This window comes from Paenibacillus sp. 2TAF8 (assembly GCF_052114825.1).
Taxonomy (GTDB): Bacteria; Bacillota; Bacilli; order Paenibacillales; family Paenibacillaceae; genus Paenibacillus.
On record NZ_JBFRFN010000040.1, the window covers coordinates 1 to 17,963 of the forward strand.

At 43.8% G+C, this 17,963-nt stretch carries 13 protein-coding genes and 1 pseudogene; 6 read left to right on the forward strand and 8 right to left on the reverse strand.

Annotated elements, in window-relative coordinates; all coding sequences use genetic code 11:
• Window positions 1-566: discoidin domain-containing protein (locus AB4Z30_RS29470; RefSeq protein WP_441931158.1), on the forward strand; the 566-nt coding region annotated here is incomplete at its 5' end.
• A gap of 294 nt (window positions 567-860) precedes the next feature.
• Window positions 861-1,307, forward strand: a complete 447-nt coding sequence (locus AB4Z30_RS29475; RefSeq protein WP_441931160.1) for an OsmC family protein — start codon at window positions 861-863, stop codon at window positions 1,305-1,307.
• A gap of 166 nt (window positions 1,308-1,473) precedes the next feature.
• On the opposite strand, the gene AB4Z30_RS29480 is transcribed toward AB4Z30_RS29475, so the two are convergent.
• From AB4Z30_RS29480 to AB4Z30_RS29495, 4 genes are all read right to left on the reverse strand, one after another.
• A complete protein-coding gene (locus AB4Z30_RS29480) occupies window positions 1,474-2,451 on the reverse strand; it encodes a DUF5643 domain-containing protein (RefSeq protein ID WP_441931161.1) in 978 nt (325 codons plus the stop codon).
• On the reverse strand, window positions 2,448-3,686 hold the full coding sequence (locus AB4Z30_RS29485; protein ID WP_441931162.1) for a DUF4179 domain-containing protein: 1,239 nt from the start codon (window positions 3,684-3,686) through the stop codon (window positions 2,448-2,450). Before AB4Z30_RS29485 ends, AB4Z30_RS29480 begins: the two co-directional genes overlap by 4 nt.
• The gene (locus AB4Z30_RS29490; RefSeq protein WP_441931163.1) at window positions 3,673-4,224 is read right to left on the reverse strand and encodes an RNA polymerase sigma factor; all 552 of its coding nucleotides are present in this window, start codon (window positions 4,222-4,224) and stop codon (window positions 3,673-3,675) included. Before AB4Z30_RS29490 ends, AB4Z30_RS29485 begins: the two co-directional genes overlap by 14 nt.
• Before the next feature lie 299 nt (window positions 4,225-4,523).
• A complete protein-coding gene (locus AB4Z30_RS29495) occupies window positions 4,524-6,083 on the reverse strand; it encodes an acetamidase/formamidase family protein (RefSeq protein ID WP_441931164.1) in 1,560 nt (519 codons plus the stop codon).
• Window positions 6,084-6,355: 272 nt separating this feature from the next.
• On the opposite strand from AB4Z30_RS29495, the pseudogene AB4Z30_RS29500 reads away from it, so the two are divergent.
• A pseudogene (locus tag AB4Z30_RS29500) lies at window positions 6,356-6,505 on the forward strand (sulfurtransferase); the annotation flags it as partial.
• Between the two features lie 18 nt (window positions 6,506-6,523).
• On the opposite strand, the gene AB4Z30_RS29505 reads toward AB4Z30_RS29500, so the two are convergent.
• A complete protein-coding gene (locus AB4Z30_RS29505) occupies window positions 6,524-8,395 on the reverse strand; it encodes a helix-turn-helix domain-containing protein (protein WP_441931165.1) in 1,872 nt (623 codons plus the stop codon).
• A 201-nt stretch (window positions 8,396-8,596) separates the two neighbouring features.
• Here AB4Z30_RS29505 and AB4Z30_RS29510 point away from each other — a divergent pair, with 201 nt between their 5' ends.
• Together AB4Z30_RS29510 and AB4Z30_RS29515 are read left to right on the forward strand one after the other, a co-directional pair.
• Window positions 8,597-9,571: an ABC transporter substrate-binding protein gene (locus AB4Z30_RS29510; RefSeq protein ID WP_441931166.1), complete on the forward strand. Its 975-nt coding sequence runs from the start codon at window positions 8,597-8,599 to the stop codon at window positions 9,569-9,571.
• Window positions 9,572-10,173: 602 nt separating this feature from the next.
• Complete coding sequence (locus AB4Z30_RS29515; protein WP_441931167.1) at window positions 10,174-10,875, forward strand: CPBP family intramembrane glutamic endopeptidase; 702 nt, start codon at window positions 10,174-10,176, stop codon at window positions 10,873-10,875.
• A 364-nt stretch (window positions 10,876-11,239) separates the two neighbouring features.
• Here AB4Z30_RS29515 and AB4Z30_RS29520 read toward each other — a convergent pair whose 3' ends face one another.
• The 3 genes from AB4Z30_RS29520 to AB4Z30_RS29530 all read right to left on the reverse strand — a co-directional run bounded on the left by AB4Z30_RS29520 (window position 11,240) and on the right by AB4Z30_RS29530 (window position 13,224).
• On the reverse strand, window positions 11,240-11,599 hold the full coding sequence (locus AB4Z30_RS29520) for a hypothetical protein (protein WP_441931169.1): 360 nt from the start codon (window positions 11,597-11,599) through the stop codon (window positions 11,240-11,242).
• 44 nt (window positions 11,600-11,643) lie between these two features.
• Entirely contained in the window at window positions 11,644-12,183 is a 540-nt protein-coding gene (locus AB4Z30_RS29525) for a DJ-1/PfpI family protein (protein ID WP_441931170.1), read from the reverse strand.
• Window positions 12,184-12,618: 435 nt separating this feature from the next.
• A complete protein-coding gene (locus AB4Z30_RS29530) occupies window positions 12,619-13,224 on the reverse strand; it encodes a hypothetical protein (protein ID WP_441931171.1) in 606 nt (201 codons plus the stop codon).
• 580 nt (window positions 13,225-13,804) lie between these two features.
• Here AB4Z30_RS29530 and AB4Z30_RS29535 point away from each other — a divergent pair.
• Window positions 13,805-17,963 (forward strand): discoidin domain-containing protein (locus AB4Z30_RS29535; RefSeq protein ID WP_441931172.1); only part of this gene is annotated, 4,159 nt, incomplete at its 3' end.

Consider the following 17,963-nt stretch of genomic DNA (forward strand, 5'->3'; position numbering starts at 1 on the left):
TGGCTACGGGTGAAGGGAAAAATGCCTTGCTCTTCATTTCATTCCCTGCTCATGAGGCCCGCTATATCAAAATCGTCCAGACCGGAACGGATTCTCACTGGTGGTCTGTAGCTGAAATCGCAGTTTATACTGCCGATCAGACACCATGGGCACCCGGGGATCAGGATGATCTGCTGCCTACCGAACTGGATCGGACATCTTGGACAGCTACAGCCTCCACGTCTGAAGACGTTGGTGCACTGCTGGATGATGATCTGAACTCACGCTGGACCTCTGCATCCGGACAACAAGCAGACCAGTGGATTCAGATCGATCTGGGAAGCATCCAGAATTTCAGCCGGTTAACTATGGACTCAGGCAGCAGTACCAATGACTATGCCCGCAGTTTTACAATCGTCACTTCAACGGATGGCGAGCATTGGAATTCGGTTTCAGAAGCTGTGGGAACAGATTCTTTAATCTCAGCGACATTCACCAACCAGCAGGCACGATATGTCAAAATTGCTTTGACTACGGACAATGCTGAGTGGTGGTGGTCTATTGCTGAATTGAAGCTGTACCATTGATACGCTGAATTAAAAAATCATTAATCTAAGGATTTAAATATCGTTCATCCAGCCACCTCTCTCCCTCAATTTTGCGGGACAGGGGTGGTTTTTTGGTAATCACCTACTTCTAAATGTAATAAGCAGTCCGCCTAAGCAACGTTAGAGACCAGCATATGCTTCTTTGCGCTGTTCCCTAGATCAAAATATTGGGAAATTGAGGATTGACAGCGCAAGTTATCCATTCTAATATGATCATAGCGGAAAACTATGAATAAAATCAGTATCAATAAACCTACTAAAGGAGACTACAAAATGGCTGCCCTCCAAACGTTTAAAGCATCTGCTCATCTGCAAAACGGAGTTCAAGTGAAAGTAACATCTCGAAACTTCGAGTTTATTATCGACGAGCCCAAAAACTTGGGGGGAACCGACACCGGCATGAATCCGGTGGAAGCTTTACTTGCCTCGCTGGGAGCATGCCAGTCGATCGTAGCTAGGGTATATGCGCCTAAATTTGGGGTGAATCTCAAGGATTTTTTTGTGGATGTAGAAGGCGATATTGACCTGGATGGCTTTTTCGACAAATCAGAGGTGCGTCCGGGCTATTCCGATATTCGGTATACATTCCGTATCAAAACAGATTCTCCCCAAGAGCAGGTTGAAGCATTTGTACAATTCCTGGAGAGCAAGTGCCCGGTTGGAGATACGTTGGCACATCCGGTTAATCTCAAGCTGGACGGAATTATCATCGAAAACTAAGCAGCCTATAAGTACCGTGAAACCGGACTGATATTGAATTGCTAACCGTACAACATATTTAGATATAACAAAAGCCCGCGTTTTTCGCGGGCTTCTGGTCATAACGTAATAAACTCGGCTATAAACTTTGTTTGGCCTTTCCAAGTTTAATATATCGTTATTAACTTTATTTTAACGGAACCTCCATCTCCAGATCTTTAATATAATTTTTCACGATCTCCCCATTAGCATCCAGCATAAACGCGCCACTTGCTGCATCAGGTACTTCCATCTCGGGATAAAACGGTTTAATTGTTATCGATTTAGCATCACCATGAATCGGAGTTAACACGATGTCATTATAAAGTGCTTTTGCTTTATTGTTTTGATCTGTACCAAACCCTATCAAGTAATCCAGTGAGCGCCCACTGTCATCCACAACCTCATACTGAATACGAGAAAGCCGTTCTGTTGTATCTCCCTTCCCAATCAGTTGAATACGAGATGAGGCAGAGGTAAGACTTATTTTACCAAACTCAAGAGTTATGCTCCCAGACTGTTTGATCAAGTTCTTCTTCAAAACCACTGGTTTGGCAGCTGCCTTCTGCATTGGCAGTTCAACAATGTAAGGTTTATCCACCCCTGCAAGCTTTGCTTTTAGTTTAAGTTGAAACTTGTCTGGAAAAACGTAACCTTTATCACCTAACCAGGAAGCATCCGTAATTTTAACACGAACACTTTCAGAATGATCTCCAGGCCCCCACCCCAGGTTAGGCATTTGCCCAAGAGTTTTTCCACCAAGCTCCATAATAGATTTTCCGTTAATATAAACGTCTATAGACTCAAGACTTCCTTCATCCATAGGGTTACTTCCCTCTCCTGCACCGTTGTACACGAAGCTGTTCTCCAGTCCCCTGCTCGTCCGGTCGATCGAAATATCAATCAAGTTTCCGTCAAACACGGCTTTTTTCACCTCAAGGGTAATGCCGCTCTGAGTTACTCGAACGGTTTTCGCTTTACTCGCCGTCGCAGCCTTTCCTTTTTCTCCAGTAGCTTGAGCTGCCGCAGCATCAACCGTTGTTACTTGATATCCCCAAGCCCCACCTCCAACTAACAATCCTGTTGCTAAAGCTGTTACCGCAATCATTTTAGATGTGTTTTTCATGGTTTATCGTCTCCTCTTGTTTTGGATGAAATCTCGTATAGTTTCTGTAATTCTGCTTGATCCACCGGAACGGTGATCTCCAACTCGTTGATATAATTTTTAATGGCTTCCCCGCGCTCGTTTAGCTTGAAGCTTCCTGAAGAAGATGAAGGATCCTCCATTTCAGGCAAAAAAGCTTTCAGTTTGATCGATGAAGGAGCCTTTGCCATGCGTTCAAACAGCACATTATAACGAAGCTCTCCTGCGTGGCCGGTTTCATGCGCACCATATCCCCCAATGAGGCCCAGTACATTGCCCCTGTCATCCCACAGTTCAAACCATAGCCGACGCTTCCATTCCTGATCATCCGAAACAACACTTAACAACACTTGGGTTGTAATCGGCGTGAACTGGATTTCGCTTAAGGTCAGCTTGTGGCCTCTCCATTCTCTCGACTTCTGAATGGTGGACATGACTTTGGCCTGCTGTTTACGCACTGGAAGTTCCATCACAAATGGCTCATCAACCCCCTCCAGACCAATCTGAACTGTCAGCGTAAATGCATCTGGAAGTGCTGATGTGAACTGTTGCGATGCGGAACGTGGTGTTAATTCATAAATGGCTGTATTTGGATCGGATGTGCGTTTTGCTTTAAGACCCATATTCCATCCAATGTCCTGCCGATAGATGGAACGTCCATCGATCTGCGCATCAAAGGAATGAATGGCTCCATTAGGATATTTGGGCTTTGTTCCGTTTCCCGTAGAAATTTGGTCAAGAATACCGCCACTTCGTTTTTCTCCATCACGAGTAACTATCATGGATAGCCTTATGCCATCGTAGACAAGCTCTGGAATACGGAGAGTGATTCCATCATGGGTGGCGCTGGCTTCCACGACATCTGCAAGACCGCTCTCCTCCAAGGTTTGCAGGCCTAAGTCGGCGGCGGCAAGCTTAAACAGACTGCCGATGAGTGGAACACTTTGCAGTGATGCTGCAATAGCTGGTGATACAGCGGCACTGCCAATCAAGCTGCCTATGGCAACAATCATCACCGCTGCAGCTGTCAAAAGGAACCGGTAAACCGGAGACACAGAACGAACAGACTTTTTACGGTGGTGACTGCGTTTTTGCATCGGGAGAGCCTCCAGTGCGGCATAGACCTCTTCCTGACGGTGGCGAATCATGTCGGGTACCTTACCCGCATTCGCTTTACCCAATTCCCGCAGTTCCTGATCAAGATCACGTTGATTCAATCGCACTCTCCCCTTTCCAATCCATTTGTTTCGCAAGCACCCCGCGTGCTCTGTGTAATCGTGCTTTGACAGCACCTTCCGACAGCTCCAGAACACTCGCTATTTGTTTGATCGGTAAATCCTGATAATAGAACAGATGAACAACCAAACGTAATGATTCGTCCAGATTCTCCACAGCTTCCCGTAAATCAAGCTGCCGGCTGTTCACAACATCTTCTCCCTTGCTGTCCGACTTGGTCTGCTCGGGCAGTTCCGCCATGACGATGGTACGTTTGCGCATACGCAGCACCTGATTACATTCGTTGATTAGAATACGAATAAGCCACGTTTTGAAAAAAGCTGTCTTCCGTAAGCCGGTTATGCCTTTATATGCTTTCAGTGTCGTTTCCTGAAGAGCATCCGCGCAATCCTCATCCCGTCCCACAATAGACTTTGCCAAACGATACAGCTCGGGCTCCAGCCTCCGGAACAGCTGAATAAATGCCTCACGATCTCCCTGCTGTGCTCGGTTGACTTCTTCTTCCATAGTTTGATGCACGAATTTCACTCCTTCTGAGGGCCCTCTATTTAATTAGATGGACAAGTACAGCAAAAGGTTATATGTAGGATATAAATAAATTTATGTGATTCACTAAAATGCTAAAAACCGTTCATACGGGCTCCTTTTTCGGTTATTGAGAAAATATCCTGTTCGAATTAAAGACACTCTCCTTATTTGTTTCCAGCAAACGCCTTTCTGTACGAAGTAGATATAAAGTGGCAGCTTTTTGGGATTCATGATAACAAAAAAAAAGTGATGGACATCTGTCCACCACGATTGAATAATGAAATCTATTATTATTGCTTTTTACTTAACGATACATTTGCTGTTAACGTCTTGTCGATCGTCGTCCAGTTTACATAAGCACCTAGTATTTCATTAATAACAGAGACCGGAACTACGGTTTCGCCATTTAAAAGCTTTGGTACGTTACTATTGAACACTAGTTTATCGTTAATTGAATACACATCTGAACCAATTTGAGCACTTATATTTTTCGTGCCTAATTTGATTTGAGTTGTACGCGTCTTATGATCCCATACTACTGTACCGCCCAATAGCTCCGAAATTGTTCGAATCGGTACGTAAAACTCATCGTTATGAACAACCGGTTTGATTGTCGTACCCCCTACATTCATGGCAACGTCAACATATTCAAGGAAATCGGTCTTTCGAATGAGTCCATGAACGCCTTTCGTTCGGTCTACCACCTGAGATACTTCATAATCCGTTGCGGCCGATAGGTAAGCATAAGCTACACTTCTATCCATATCAAGCTTATCGGATAAGAATTGAATCGATTCACGTACGGATTCTTTCATTGCTTCATCCAAATCAGGGTCCAGTCCAATTGGAATCCAATAATCCTCTGTTTCAGCAAAGGGTTGCGTGAATTCTCCACGATGGGGCAGTGATGGATCACCTTTCTTTAACACCGTTAACCGAACTGTCCCCCTTAAGGAAGCTTCCAATGCAGTTAACGCTACTTCTCCATCTCCTTGAGCAAAGTGTGGATCTCCAGTATAGAATAGCCCGCCTTTAACTTGAATCGGATAATAAATAGTTGCACCAACACCCAACTCGTTAATATCCATATTCCCTCCTGTTTCAATAGGTGGGATCGAACTCACAACTTCGCTGGTATTTGGTGCAACCCCCATAACACCTAGAAACGGGTTAATTGGAAAACGTACATTTTTGCCAGCTTTTGTTGGTAATACTCCATACCAATTGCCGTTGATTTCTTCAATAGGCGTAAATATAGATACATTATTATATAATTCCGGTTTTGTTGCGCTAGCTCCCTCTTGCGGGCCTGTATTTTCTGGAAATTCGTTAGGAAGGGCCCCTTTCCCATGGCGGTTAGAAATGACACCATACGGAACTCGAGTTTGCAACGAAAGGACTTCTACTTTAAGAACATCTCCCGGCTCTGCTCCCTCAACCGCTACTGGCCCAGTGATAATATGAGGTCCGTCTTTTACATAATCATGCTTAATCTCAGAAGCCGCAATTGCCTTCGCGTCATCCAACACTCCATCGGGGGATATCCCGAATTTGCCGAAGTACTCCACTGGATTTCTCCCTTGATCCTCTATCAGTCCCTCATGCGATACCGTATCAAATGTTACAGCACTTCCTGATGGTACAGTAAGAATCGGAGAGCTATCTCGATTAGGCAGTGACCCCCAGCGAATGTTCTTAATCGCAGACGTTACATAATAATCACCTTCTACCTTATCGATGGTTGTTGGCTGCAGCGGCATACTAAAGCCCACTGAAGGTAGAGCAAATGTAAACATACTTATAATCCCTACTGAAACCCCAAATTTCCTAATCGTTCGGTTAATAAACATTACGCTCCCCCTCTATACTATGTAATATTTTCTAACACAAATACACACTAACATATAAATACATTTACAACAATATTTTTTTGTTAACAAACATAACATTATAGGGCTAAACATAAAGAATAACCTTATAAACACAAACGATATGTTAATATACTTATCATATGAAAGGCGTGTAACACTAAAATAGTTCTAGTAACTTGAGGACCCTACTTGAGAGATTGGAACAAACAAAATTAAGTTACATGGAAATTATGTATGTCTTTCATGTTTCTGAACCTCCCGCAGGAATACTACTATACTCCAGTTCAGGCATAATTACCTGTCCGCACGTGATTGCACTGGAAGAAGCGGGATTCTCGAATGTGAAGTTGTATTCCGGAAGCTGGAGCGACTGGATCAGTTATGAGGGGAATCTGGTATCTAATCAATGCTCCTACTTCTCATTGCGTGAGCAACAATTTATGTTCCATAATCCGCTCTGCCATTTCCTCGGCTTGCAGCACCGCGGACAACGGGTCGGAGAGAAAATACCTATTCCAATCAAGGTGAATAATCCGGCAGTGATCTGTCTCAATCGATTTCTCCCATGGTTTGACTGAAGATGAATCATCAGGCCCTTGTCTTGGACCGTTATCCAATACTAACAGGTAGTCCTCCAGATACCCACCTACCGCACTCCGTGCAACATCCAGGCATTCCAAGCCTGGCTCCAGCAGCTCTTGGCGAATCTTGCCTGCTGGCTTCAAGTTCAATAACCTGTAGGCAGCCTTACCTCCACGAGTTCCCGTATCTCCCACAAGGGTAATATGTTCTCCCCAATTAGGATCAATAACCGTAAATGTCTTCTCTGTGAAAAGCTTGCCCGTGGTCGTTTGTCTTATGGTGTGTACTCTCCTTCTGTATTCCTTAATCCATGTTTCGGCTTCTGTATGGCGATTCAAAATATGCCCCATATCACGGATCTCCTCCTCGACAGAGCCGTACCTACCTCCTCCATAAACAACCGTAGGTGCAATACGGGCATAAGAAAGGTAAGCAGCATGATTCCAGGTGATAATTAGATCCGGTTCCAATTCAACCACCTTTTCAATTGAGATAAAATTATGATTGCCGATATCCTGCACTTGGTCACAGATATAAGGTTCCAGCATTTGGTTACTTTCAATGAGTGAATGCGGTGCTCCAAGAGGTGTCACCCCCAGTGCCAGTACTTCTCCCAAATGCCAGTCCACGACAACACGACTAGGTTTTTCAGGTATCATAATCTCTCCTATGCTTGTGGTAAACATCCGAGCTTTGGCTCTTGGCACCGCAAGCGTCGAGAACTTCCTCACTTGGACTCCTGTCAGATCTCTATTCTCTTGAGCTGGCCGAGTTTGGTCATCTTCAACTAAGGATACCGTTCGTTCACTCCATTCCAGGTAATCATTCTTCAGAAGGGAATATGGTTGGAATGTACTCGGGGCTACATTCGAAATGCTACTGTCTCGACGCTTTCTGTAAAACTCTGGAGAAACCCCGTAATGTTTCTTGAAGTAGCGACTTAGAGTATAGCCATTCTCATATCCTACTCTCTCTGCGATTTCCTGTAAGGTCCCTTTCGTGTTTAGCAGTAGTTTTAACGCCTGTTCCATCCGAATCTGTGACAGTACACGACTGGGACTTGTGTTCAATTGAAGCTGAAACAATTGGTTCAGATACCTCGGACTGCAATCCAGCATATCAGCTAGCTGTTGCATTTTGAGTGGTTCCCCGTAGTGACGAGTCAGATATCGCACCGCCTGATCTACCCGGTCCAGCTTCGTATGTTTTTTTTTCTGCTCTTGCATTTGTTTCAGCATTTCGGCGAGCCATTGGTAGAATAATGCCTTGGTTTGAATCCGGCCTGCTGACTGTAGTTCACTCCACTGTCTGTATATCCATTGCAGGATTTCAATTAAAGGCAATGGATCAACTGGTTCAAAACCAAAACTTACTTGCAGAGAATTTGACCCAGTATTAGTTAGGGAACTTTCCGTATGTGACTTCTCTGGCTCTAGTAACGAATAAGACAACATATGTATCTCCATCGGATTCTTAGCCAGACAATCCAGACGCGTTCCTTTGGAAGCGTGCAGAATATAAGTTCCTTTAATCTGATGCATCGCTTGCCCAAGCCGGATTTCCCCCTCACCATTCGTAACTAATAAAAAAGAATTCGAGGGAGGCGTCCATGTATTAGGCTCTTCACTGGTATTAACGGTCATGATTCGAATATCAAGTAATCGGATTGTTGCATGCTCCCATAATGCCCCGTATTCTTCTATGTTCATCGTCATGGACCTTTCTTTATTTCTCGTTACTACATCCAAAGCTTCGTCTCATCATATATGATAATCATTCTCAATTCAACCTCTGGATTGGTTTCTGAAATGGTTATGCTTTCGGTTCCGAATCGGTTATTGTGCAATCGCAAGTTTCCCTCTAGAGTTATATCAAATGAAAATCATTATCAATTAGAAAGAGGGTTCGTCATGTTGTTTAAGAAAGCTTGGTATCGTATGTCCCTGCCTGTTCTGCTTATCATGGCCATATTCATGAGTGGTTGTACCCAAAACGAGGCAATAGAGCCAGCCGTGACAGAAACAGAAAACACCGCATCAAAGACAAGAACAATCTCAACAATGATGGGAGATATCACCGTACCCCTCACCCCGGAGAGAGTTGTCGTCGACTGGAATATAGGACATGTTCTGGCTGTCGGCGTAACACCTGTTGGTGTACCGAGCAGCCTGCTGGATTATGGCATGTTCCTGCGTGACAAACTTGTGGATAGCGCGGATTTGGGTAACCATAGTGAGGTTTCACTTGAGAAAATGGTAGAGTTGGAACCGGATCTGATTATCACATGGGACCAGGAGAAATTTCAGACCTATTCCAAAATCGCTCCGACTGTTGTATTCGTACCCGATCAGTATGATTCCATGGAAGCCGAGGTGACCGCCATGGGCGAGATTCTGAATCGCGAGGCAGAAGCCATCGCGTGGAACGAATCGTTTAAACAACGGATTGCAGCGGCTAAGGCCAAAATCAAAGGTGTAATTCCGGACGATGCCACCTTCACCGTTGCCGATTTTAACTTTTTAAAGAACCCAGCCATTATCGGCAACAGTGCCAATCGTGGCGGAAGAGCAGCCTATGAATTGCTAGGACTGACCCCGGCACCCAAGGTGAAGTCCGATATTCTGGACCAAGGTAAAGAAAACCTGGAAGCTAGCGAAGAGGTATTCGGAGAGTACGTGGGTGATTACCTGCTGATGATGGTTACAGAAGGCACAAAGGATCATTCTCTGTTGCCTAACGTATGGGACAACCTGCCTGCAGTGCAGAACAACCATATCTTCAAACTGGATATCCATAAATATTTTACCGCTGATCCCTACACCTCCATTCTACAAGCCGAAGAGATCGCAGATCGACTCGCAAGTGGACAGACTGAACTGAATTAGAGCGAGAGGATTGTACTCTGGATTCGCCGCCAGTTGCATCAAAGTATGGAGCGTGCGCTAACGAATCTGAGGCATCCTCTCAAGGGTTTGAAGCACCTGCGAAAATCTAAGGATAACCGATCGATGCCACCGCCGGACATATTCCGGGGGCGTTGAACTGTTTTTGGAAGTATTTCCTTGGTACAGATGTTCACTGGTCAGGTGTTGAAGCACTTCAGGAACGGTTCGTGAAACTGGGGGAAAGACGATGCGATCATCTGCAATATTTTCTGTTTATAATTCGATAAAACAAGGAGCCTGCGAAGAACGCGGGCTCTTTGGCATTGCGGATATTTGAATAAATTTGCTCTATTATGATTTAGACATTCGTCAATAATTACAATTCGCAAATTCATTCTATGGACTTAGTTCGATTCCTTCTACGGCTTGAGGTAGGAAGCTCAGTCACCCTTTATACTCAAAACAGGAAGAAAAAATGCGTTGCTGATGCTAGCTTGCAATGATAAAAGGTGGAAACTAATATGAAGATAAGCAATACCAAAATACTATTTCAATACATATTATGGACTTTCCTCATCACTTATTGTTCATGGGGAGTACTAATGTTAGCTAGTCAAATTGAACTATTAGAATTAAGAACCCCCTTGGGAATGATCCTGTTTACTATTGGTGGGTGTGGGCCAACGATTGCTTCCTATTTTATTTTAAGACATTACGGTAGAATAACAGGATTTAAAACTTTTATAAAAGAAGCTTTTGCAATTAAACAACCTCTTAATACATACATCTATGTGCTTATACTTACCATTGCGTATTTTGGTATTCCAGCACTTCTAGGAGGTATCACTCCAAGTTCACCCGTATATATGGCAATATTATCTATTCCAATTATGATTATTGGAGGAGGGTTAGAAGAATTAGGGTGGCGTTATATTTTACAACCTCTGCTTGAAAAGAAAATTGGATTTATTGGTGCAACCCTTGTTACCGCTCTCATTTGGGCTGTATGGCATCTCCCCCTATTTTTTATTAAGGGGACCAGTCAATATCATTGGAATTTCGGACTTTTTAGCATTCTTGTTATCGGAATGGCATTTTCACTCGCAGTCATCTACTACTTGAGTAAAAGTATCTGGTTATGCATTTTATTTCACAGTGTAATCAATAGTTTTTCAATCTCCTGGGTGATGGATGAAAGTCTTCTTATTAAATTAATAACTAGCATAGGGATAACWATGATATCCCTTAGTTTATTATTCATAAAACGCGGTAAAGCAGGCTTTAAGTCTGCAAAATACACTTAAGTATTGGAGAGATATTAGCGCTGTGCTCATCTACTCCCGCGATGCCCTTAGTTATGAGTAGAAGCTGGTTGCGACGAGGAAAGAATCTAAGTAGAATTGTTTGCAGCGGTGAGCCCATGTTAAAGTAGGCTTGTTGTGAGCTCTTCATCATCTATAACGACCAAGTCTGCTTTGCACACAAAGCTTCCAGCCTTCTACTGGATAACGTTCTTAGACTTATTTAAGACCGAGAATGTATTATTCTCTTATTCACTCTCTGAAGCTCCTATCAAATAACTTCAGTTTTAGTGCGAGCTGACCGCTGATTTATATTGATTCATGATGAGGCAATTTAGGAAATATGAGTGAATCTTCGATGAGGTTTTTAACTTTTTTCTGCTGTTCTTCTATAACTGCTACCTCTTTTGAGAGTTGATTCAATGATGAATAATGGCTTTGGACTCCTAACATGATTAAAATAAGAAGCGGCTTCGGATCGGCTATTCGAGTGCTTGCTTGTAATTAAAGCATCCATCATATTCATAACATCATCTGTAATGCGCACTGGAACTACATTTTCTCTAGCCTCTTTATTATGATAATTTCTTTGAGCTGATAAACGTTGGGTTGCCTCTTCAGTAAGTAATTTTTTTTGCATAAGATCCTCAAGAATTGCAGCATCCATTGGGACACCCCTTTGCATTGCACGTTCAAGCTTTTCTTCGGTAGCTTGTTGAATATCCACTTTTCCACACTCCTTTTCATCCATATTATAACAACAAATATCCACTAATTATTTTCAAAATATTTAAAAAATCTAACGGTTTCATTATAATCCTCTTTGTCGGAATAAATATTCAACATTTTCCCTAACTCAATTGCAAAATCTACATATCCGTTAGCTTTTGCAGTTATTATATTCCGACTAACTTTATATGTATCAACATGGTTTGTATGGTTGTCAGTATACTCCCTTCCTTCTAAAACCCCTGCTTGCTTAATAAGTTCCACTGCTGAACATATAGCACCAATATACTTTCCATTAATGTCTAACTTCTTGATAATTGATGTTAGCTCCTTATCCCTTTCAATTTCTCCAATATCTCCTCCTGGAATAATCAGTACTTCTACTTCGTCCCAATCCACTTCTTTTATATCTTTTTGGGGTTTAACTGCAAAACCTTCGTGAGAATTGACCATCTCGGAACTTAACCCCACAGTTATAATTTCCCCTTGAGTTTTCATTAAATAGGTTGCGAGCATGATTTCGAAATTGACAAACCCATCATAAATTAAGACATGAGTATTAATATTTACACCTGCTTTCATGTGTTTTGAAAAATAGAAAAGAATAAAAGAAAAATATTTCCAAAAACATTCCTAATATCTAAATGAAAATGCGCTTGAGATGGCTTGTTCATTCTGTTTTAAAATAACATATTAGATATAATGGAGAATATGAAAAAATCATGTTTTAGGAGAGGTGTACAACTATGCCGGAGTCTCATCATGGAATACATTCCAATCTGCAATTTCCAAGCAGCATCTTTAATATCGACCGCAAGGATGTTCCAGTACTTCTATACGCCCCAAACATCCAACAGCAGGAAATAATTGCGSGTCAATTGGCCGATTCAGAGTCATTCGGAGACTACTACTTATCGATACTCTACCGACAGCCTGAAGGCCACTAACACAGACTTCGGGCTTTGAAGCCAAGGTTTAGTTTATAACAAGTATCACGGTCCTACAGTACTTGATCCACTATTTCAATTTATCCACCCATTCGCTATTCTTCCAAATGGCAGGATTATTAATTACCTGATTCTCTCCACGCATCATGGAATCGTAACTATTCTTGCCAGATGTGTACCAGTCAACAATAACTATCTTACCATTCCTATTTTGTACAAGAAATTCAGAAGGCTCAGCGTAGTTCCCTACATCCTTAGTAATACGTGCATTCAGTTTTAGATAATAAAAACTTTGCTCCCCTTCAATATAATCTACTTTTTCAGCTTCCATCCTGACCTCTTTCACTTGGTTATAGGTTAAGTTGTTCTTCCGAAACAGATTATACTGTGATTGGATCTTTTTTTCTGAATATTGTTTGAGATTTGGGTCATCCATATACCTGCTAACGTCAAATTCCAGACCGTTCCATATGGCTTTGTAATATCCAGATAAAGCCTCTGCACAGAGATCATAAGCCTTCTGGGAATCCAATTTAGATAGACTCACTGATTCTCCCTTCCCCGCATTGGCAGCAGGAGGTCTCTTATTCTCTTGATCCACACTTGGATCAGTCTGCTCGCATGCACTAGTTATCGATATAGCCACGAGCAAAATTAATAGATAAGTACGCTTCATGATATCCCTCCAAAGATCAAACATTCCGACAATTTGAATTGGAACAGACTTCACCAGTCCAGCAAGAAAACAGCTCTATCTAGAATAATAGCATATGCATTGGGGCTACTGTGGATAAAACAATTTATTTTAAAGATAGTCGCTGATTTATGGTTAAAGACCTCATTCAATTCTCCTATAGAAAATCATAAAGATCGTGCTGGCTTTATGATTTCCTGTAAATAGCTTGCCTCTAACATAATTGCTGATGGAGGATAATGTCACACTTAGCCGACAGCAGGAAGTACTATTATATTGCATCCGACCGTAATCCTAATTCGGCATTTCATAGTTACACACCACACTTGCCTCCTGTAGGACATATGTCTCTTTTTCTCCGAAAACGTTTAAAAAACCTTTATAATCCACTCCAAATGATCGATATACAACAAATGAACATCAGCTTATCCCTTATTTGCAACCTGAAATCGATCTCAGGAATGCGGCACGGGAAAACAGAATTATACATATAACAGGTTGTTAGGAAAAAGAGAAAGTTCTGTCTGATGAAAAGACAGGAACTAACAAAGGAGAAGAAGATATGAAGGGACGAACGAGTCACAAACGAAACAAACGTAACATCTGCGTGAACTTGCTGTTATCTATACTATTGTTGATCAGCAGTGTTCCGCTATGGCCAAACAAGGCAGCAAACGCTGCAGCAGAAGGGTCATATCTTTTATCACTGAACAGACCGGTGTATAGTTCCTCATCCCTTGGCGGGAATACAGCCGATCATGCCGTGGATGGTAACAAAAATACCCGGTGGGAAAGTGTTTGGCAGCAAGACCCTCAGTGGATCTATGTTGACTTGGGTGCAGTGGCTTCCATCTCGAACATCTCGATTGAGTGGGAAAATGCTTATGCTTCCGCCTTCGACCTTGAAGTGTCGGATGACGAGGTGAACTGGAAACAAATATATTCCACAACAAGTGGCCAAGGCGGCCTGACAGAAGTAGAAGTTGCCGCCAATTCACGTTATGTGCGTTTAATGAGCCATGAACGGGCACAGAAAGCCTACGGTGTATCTCTGTACGAGTTCAATGTATATGGAAGCGGTGGAGTAAATCCATCTCCAAAACCGGTTGCCCCCAACCTTGCCCTTGGTAAATCGGTCATGGCATCGTCGGAAGAGATTGACGAACCTAGCCGCTCCGCCGAAGACAAGGCCAAGATGGAGAAGCGCAATTATGAAGCGCGCAATGTGACAGATGGTGATCCAGGTACACGCTGGTCTTCCATATACAAGGATCAGGAATGGATTGTTGTGGACCTTGGTCAACGTCATGAAATCGGAGAAATTTCGCTGCAATGGGAAAATGCTTTTGGACGTGCTTACGACATTCAGGTATCCAACGACGCAAAGCAATGGACTACGTTGGTTCGGGAGTTACACAGCAACGGTGGACGGGATGACATTCCTGTATATGCAGAAGCCAGATATGTAAAGTTCGCAGGGCTTGGCCGAGGAACAACCAACGGATATTCGCTCTATGCCTTTGATGTGTATGAGTATATTCAAGGTGATGAAAAACCGGTCTACACCATTCCGGCTATTCCAGAGATGAGCTCAGTACAGGTTGGAGCTGGCAGTTATGCCATTAACGACATCACCATGCTGCAACCGAAAAACCCCAAAAATCGCACAGCAGACATCACCGCCCCGATTCCATCTAATGACTGGTGGCAATCGATTCTTGTTTCGGATTTAGGGGATGGAAACAGTCTGGTTACACTCCCGTTCAAAAACCGGTACACCAAGCAGGGGCTTCATATTTTGAATCCTGGTGCTGGATACCTTTCTGCAGACGGAAACTCAATGGATGCCGATGGTGAAGCAGATCTCATCCTGACAACAAGCAGTATGAATCCGGCCAAAGTGAATACCAAGGTAGCTGGATACGGAGATTACTCCGCAAACATCATCATGAGTGATGACGACACGGCGAAGGTCAATACAACCTTTGTCAAAGGCTCCCCTTTCCTGTACAACACGTTCGAGAACCCGGACACGATCCTGCTCCGTTCACCGAACATCACACGTCTCTTTGATGATCAAAACCGTGAGATTGTGCTCAAGGACGGGGAATCATGGACAGGAGATCATATCGGTGTAGAAGTCACCAATCAGGACAGAGCGCCTTCGCCGCAAACTTTTACAAGAAACTATGGTCTTTATGCACCTGAAGGAACCACATTTATAAAGCTGGGCAATACACTTAAGATTAAGCTGGGATCAAGCGAAAATTATTTGTCGCTCGCTACCCTGCCATCTGCATCAGAATTAGCATACTATTACCAGCATGCCTATGCTTTTGTGACGGATACGAAGGTTGATTACAACTATAACGAGAGCACTTCACAAGTTACAACGACCTTCAATTCCGTTACACAAACGAAGCGTGCCAACTTTTCAGCGAACACATTAATGGCTTTGTTCCCGCACCAGTGGAAACTTGCAACGACTCCACTCACAGAGCTTACTTATCCTTCCATTCGTGGAACGATGAAAGTGAACGAAGGCAACAGCTTTACGACACAAGATCGTTTCTATGGCATTATTCCGCAATTTGTAGAGCCGGATGATCCGACATACTCACGCGCGCAATTAATCAGTTATCTGGATCAGCTTGATGCAGATACTTCAGGCAATTTAATGAGTGAAGATCCCTACTGGCAAGGAAAAAAACTTCATCCGCTTGCGCTGGGTGTGCTCATTAGCGATCAGCTTGGGGATCAGGAACGTCGAGACCATTACCTGTCCCTGTTGAGAAACATTTTGACGGACTGGTACACCTATTCACCGGATGAACGTCTGCACTCCTATTATTTTTATTACTCGGGGCAATGGGGAACGATCTTCCCTTATGGAAGCGGGTTTGGTGTCAATACCGGACTGACGGATCATCATTTTACGTATGGTTATTACGTCTTTGCATCTGCGGTGCTTGCTATGTATGATCCAACGTTTGTAGAAGATTATGGCGATATGGTTGAACTATTGATCCGGGATTATGCCAATCCTTCGCGCACAGACAATCAATTCCCATGGATGCGTAATTTTGATCCTTATTCAGGTCATTCCTGGGCTGGCGGTTATGCCGACAATCGCAGCGGAAACAATCAGGAAGCGGCAGGCGAAGCTCTGTTCAGTTGGGTCGGGCAATATATGTGGGGCGAGGTAACAGGGAATAAAGCCTATCGCGATACAGGCATCTGGGGCTTTGTCACCGAGGAAAAAGCGGCCGAGCAATACTGGTTCAACTACGATGGAGACAACTGGCTGGAAGAATACAAACACGCTACCGTAGGGCATGTATACGGTAGTGCTTACCTGTATGGCACGTACTTCTCCAACGACGCAGAGCATATTTACGGCATTCACTGGCTGCCGCCCGCAGAGTGGATGACCTATTATGGTCGTGATCCGAAGAATACCGCGGCACTATACAACGGTCTGATCAAGGATCTTGGTGGTCAGCAGGAGCACACATGGCAACACATCATCTGGCCATTTCAATCCATCGGGGACCCGGAGACTGCTCTTGCAAAGTGGGATACAAAAGAGATGCAGCAAAACGAAGTCTTTAACGCCTACTGGTTCATGCATAGCATGGCATCCACAGGAACACGTACCATGGATATTTGGGCAGATTCTCCCGCAGCAACCGTATACGAAAAGGACGGTGTCTACACGGCGCAAATCTGGAATCCGTCAGACACCGCCAAAACGGTTCGTTTTTATAATGCCAGCGGAGCTTTGGGTTCAGCTACCGTCTATGCGAAAGCTCAAGTGAAAGTCAATCCATTGGAGCATACAGTAGTCAAGCAGCCAGATGCTTCACAAGGCGTAACCTATCTGGATCGCAGCGAATGGACGATTACCGCCTCTTCCAGTTCGGAAGCAGTCGAACGCATGATTGACGGAGATTTGACTACCCGCTGGTCATCTGGACAAACGCAACAGCCTGGAGACTGGCTCCATATTGATCTGGGCAACGAGCAGATGATGGACACACTTTTCATGAACTCCGGCAACAGCGGAGGTGATTATGCCCACGGGTATGAAGTTTACGTTTCGAAGGACGATGAAAACTGGAGCAAGCCAATTGCACAGGGAATAGGCTCATCTCCAAGCCTGTCCGTCGATTTGGGTATGCAGACGGCGCGTTATATCAAAATTGTATTGACTGCTCCCGCAGACAGTTGGTGGTCCATCTCGGAACTCAAGCTCGCCCGATTTGGAAAATTGCCTCAGACCCCTGAGTATCCAAATCCAGCTCCGTTGTCCGATCGCTCAAACTGGATCGTGACCGCTTCCTCCACGCAAGGAACGGATGTCACGGCTCACATGGTTGATGGAAAACAAGACACATTATGGACGAATGGACGAAAACAAACGAGCGGACAGTGGATTACGATTGATCTTGGGGAAACGAGTGCTTTTGACGCAGTAGAACTGGACCCTGGGAACGCCAAGGATGACTATCCCCGGCAATATCGCATTTTCGTTTCCGATGACGGGCAAAACTGGGGAACATCTATTGCCGGAGGCGAAGGCGTGTCAGGACGTCTCTCCATCACCTTCCCTGAGCAGCAGGCTCGTTATGTGAAGATCATGCAGATGGGTGAATCCGATCAATGGTGGTCGGTCTCCGAGCTATATGTTAATCACTATGGAACAGGAAAACAAAAACGTC

Coding starts and splice junctions, on each gene's coding strand:
- AB4Z30_RS29530 (WP_441931171.1), bottom strand. CDS start 13,224: ATGAAGCGTACTTATCTATTAATTTTGCTCGTGGCTATATCGATAACT.
- AB4Z30_RS29510 (WP_441931166.1), top strand. CDS start 8,597: ATGTTGTTTAAGAAAGCTTGGTATCGTATGTCCCTGCCTGTTCTGCTT.
- AB4Z30_RS29495 (WP_441931164.1), bottom strand. CDS start 6,083: ATGTTTATTAACCGAACGATTAGGAAATTTGGGGTTTCAGTAGGGATT.
- AB4Z30_RS29475 (WP_441931160.1), top strand. CDS start 861: ATGGCTGCCCTCCAAACGTTTAAAGCATCTGCTCATCTGCAAAACGGA.
- AB4Z30_RS29505 (WP_441931165.1), bottom strand. CDS start 8,395: ATGAACATAGAAGAATACGGGGCATTATGGGAGCATGCAACAATCCGA.
- AB4Z30_RS29525 (WP_441931170.1), bottom strand. CDS start 12,183: ATGAAAGCAGGTGTAAATATTAATACTCATGTCTTAATTTATGATGGG.
- AB4Z30_RS29480 (WP_441931161.1), bottom strand. CDS start 2,451: ATGAAAAACACATCTAAAATGATTGCGGTAACAGCTTTAGCAACAGGA.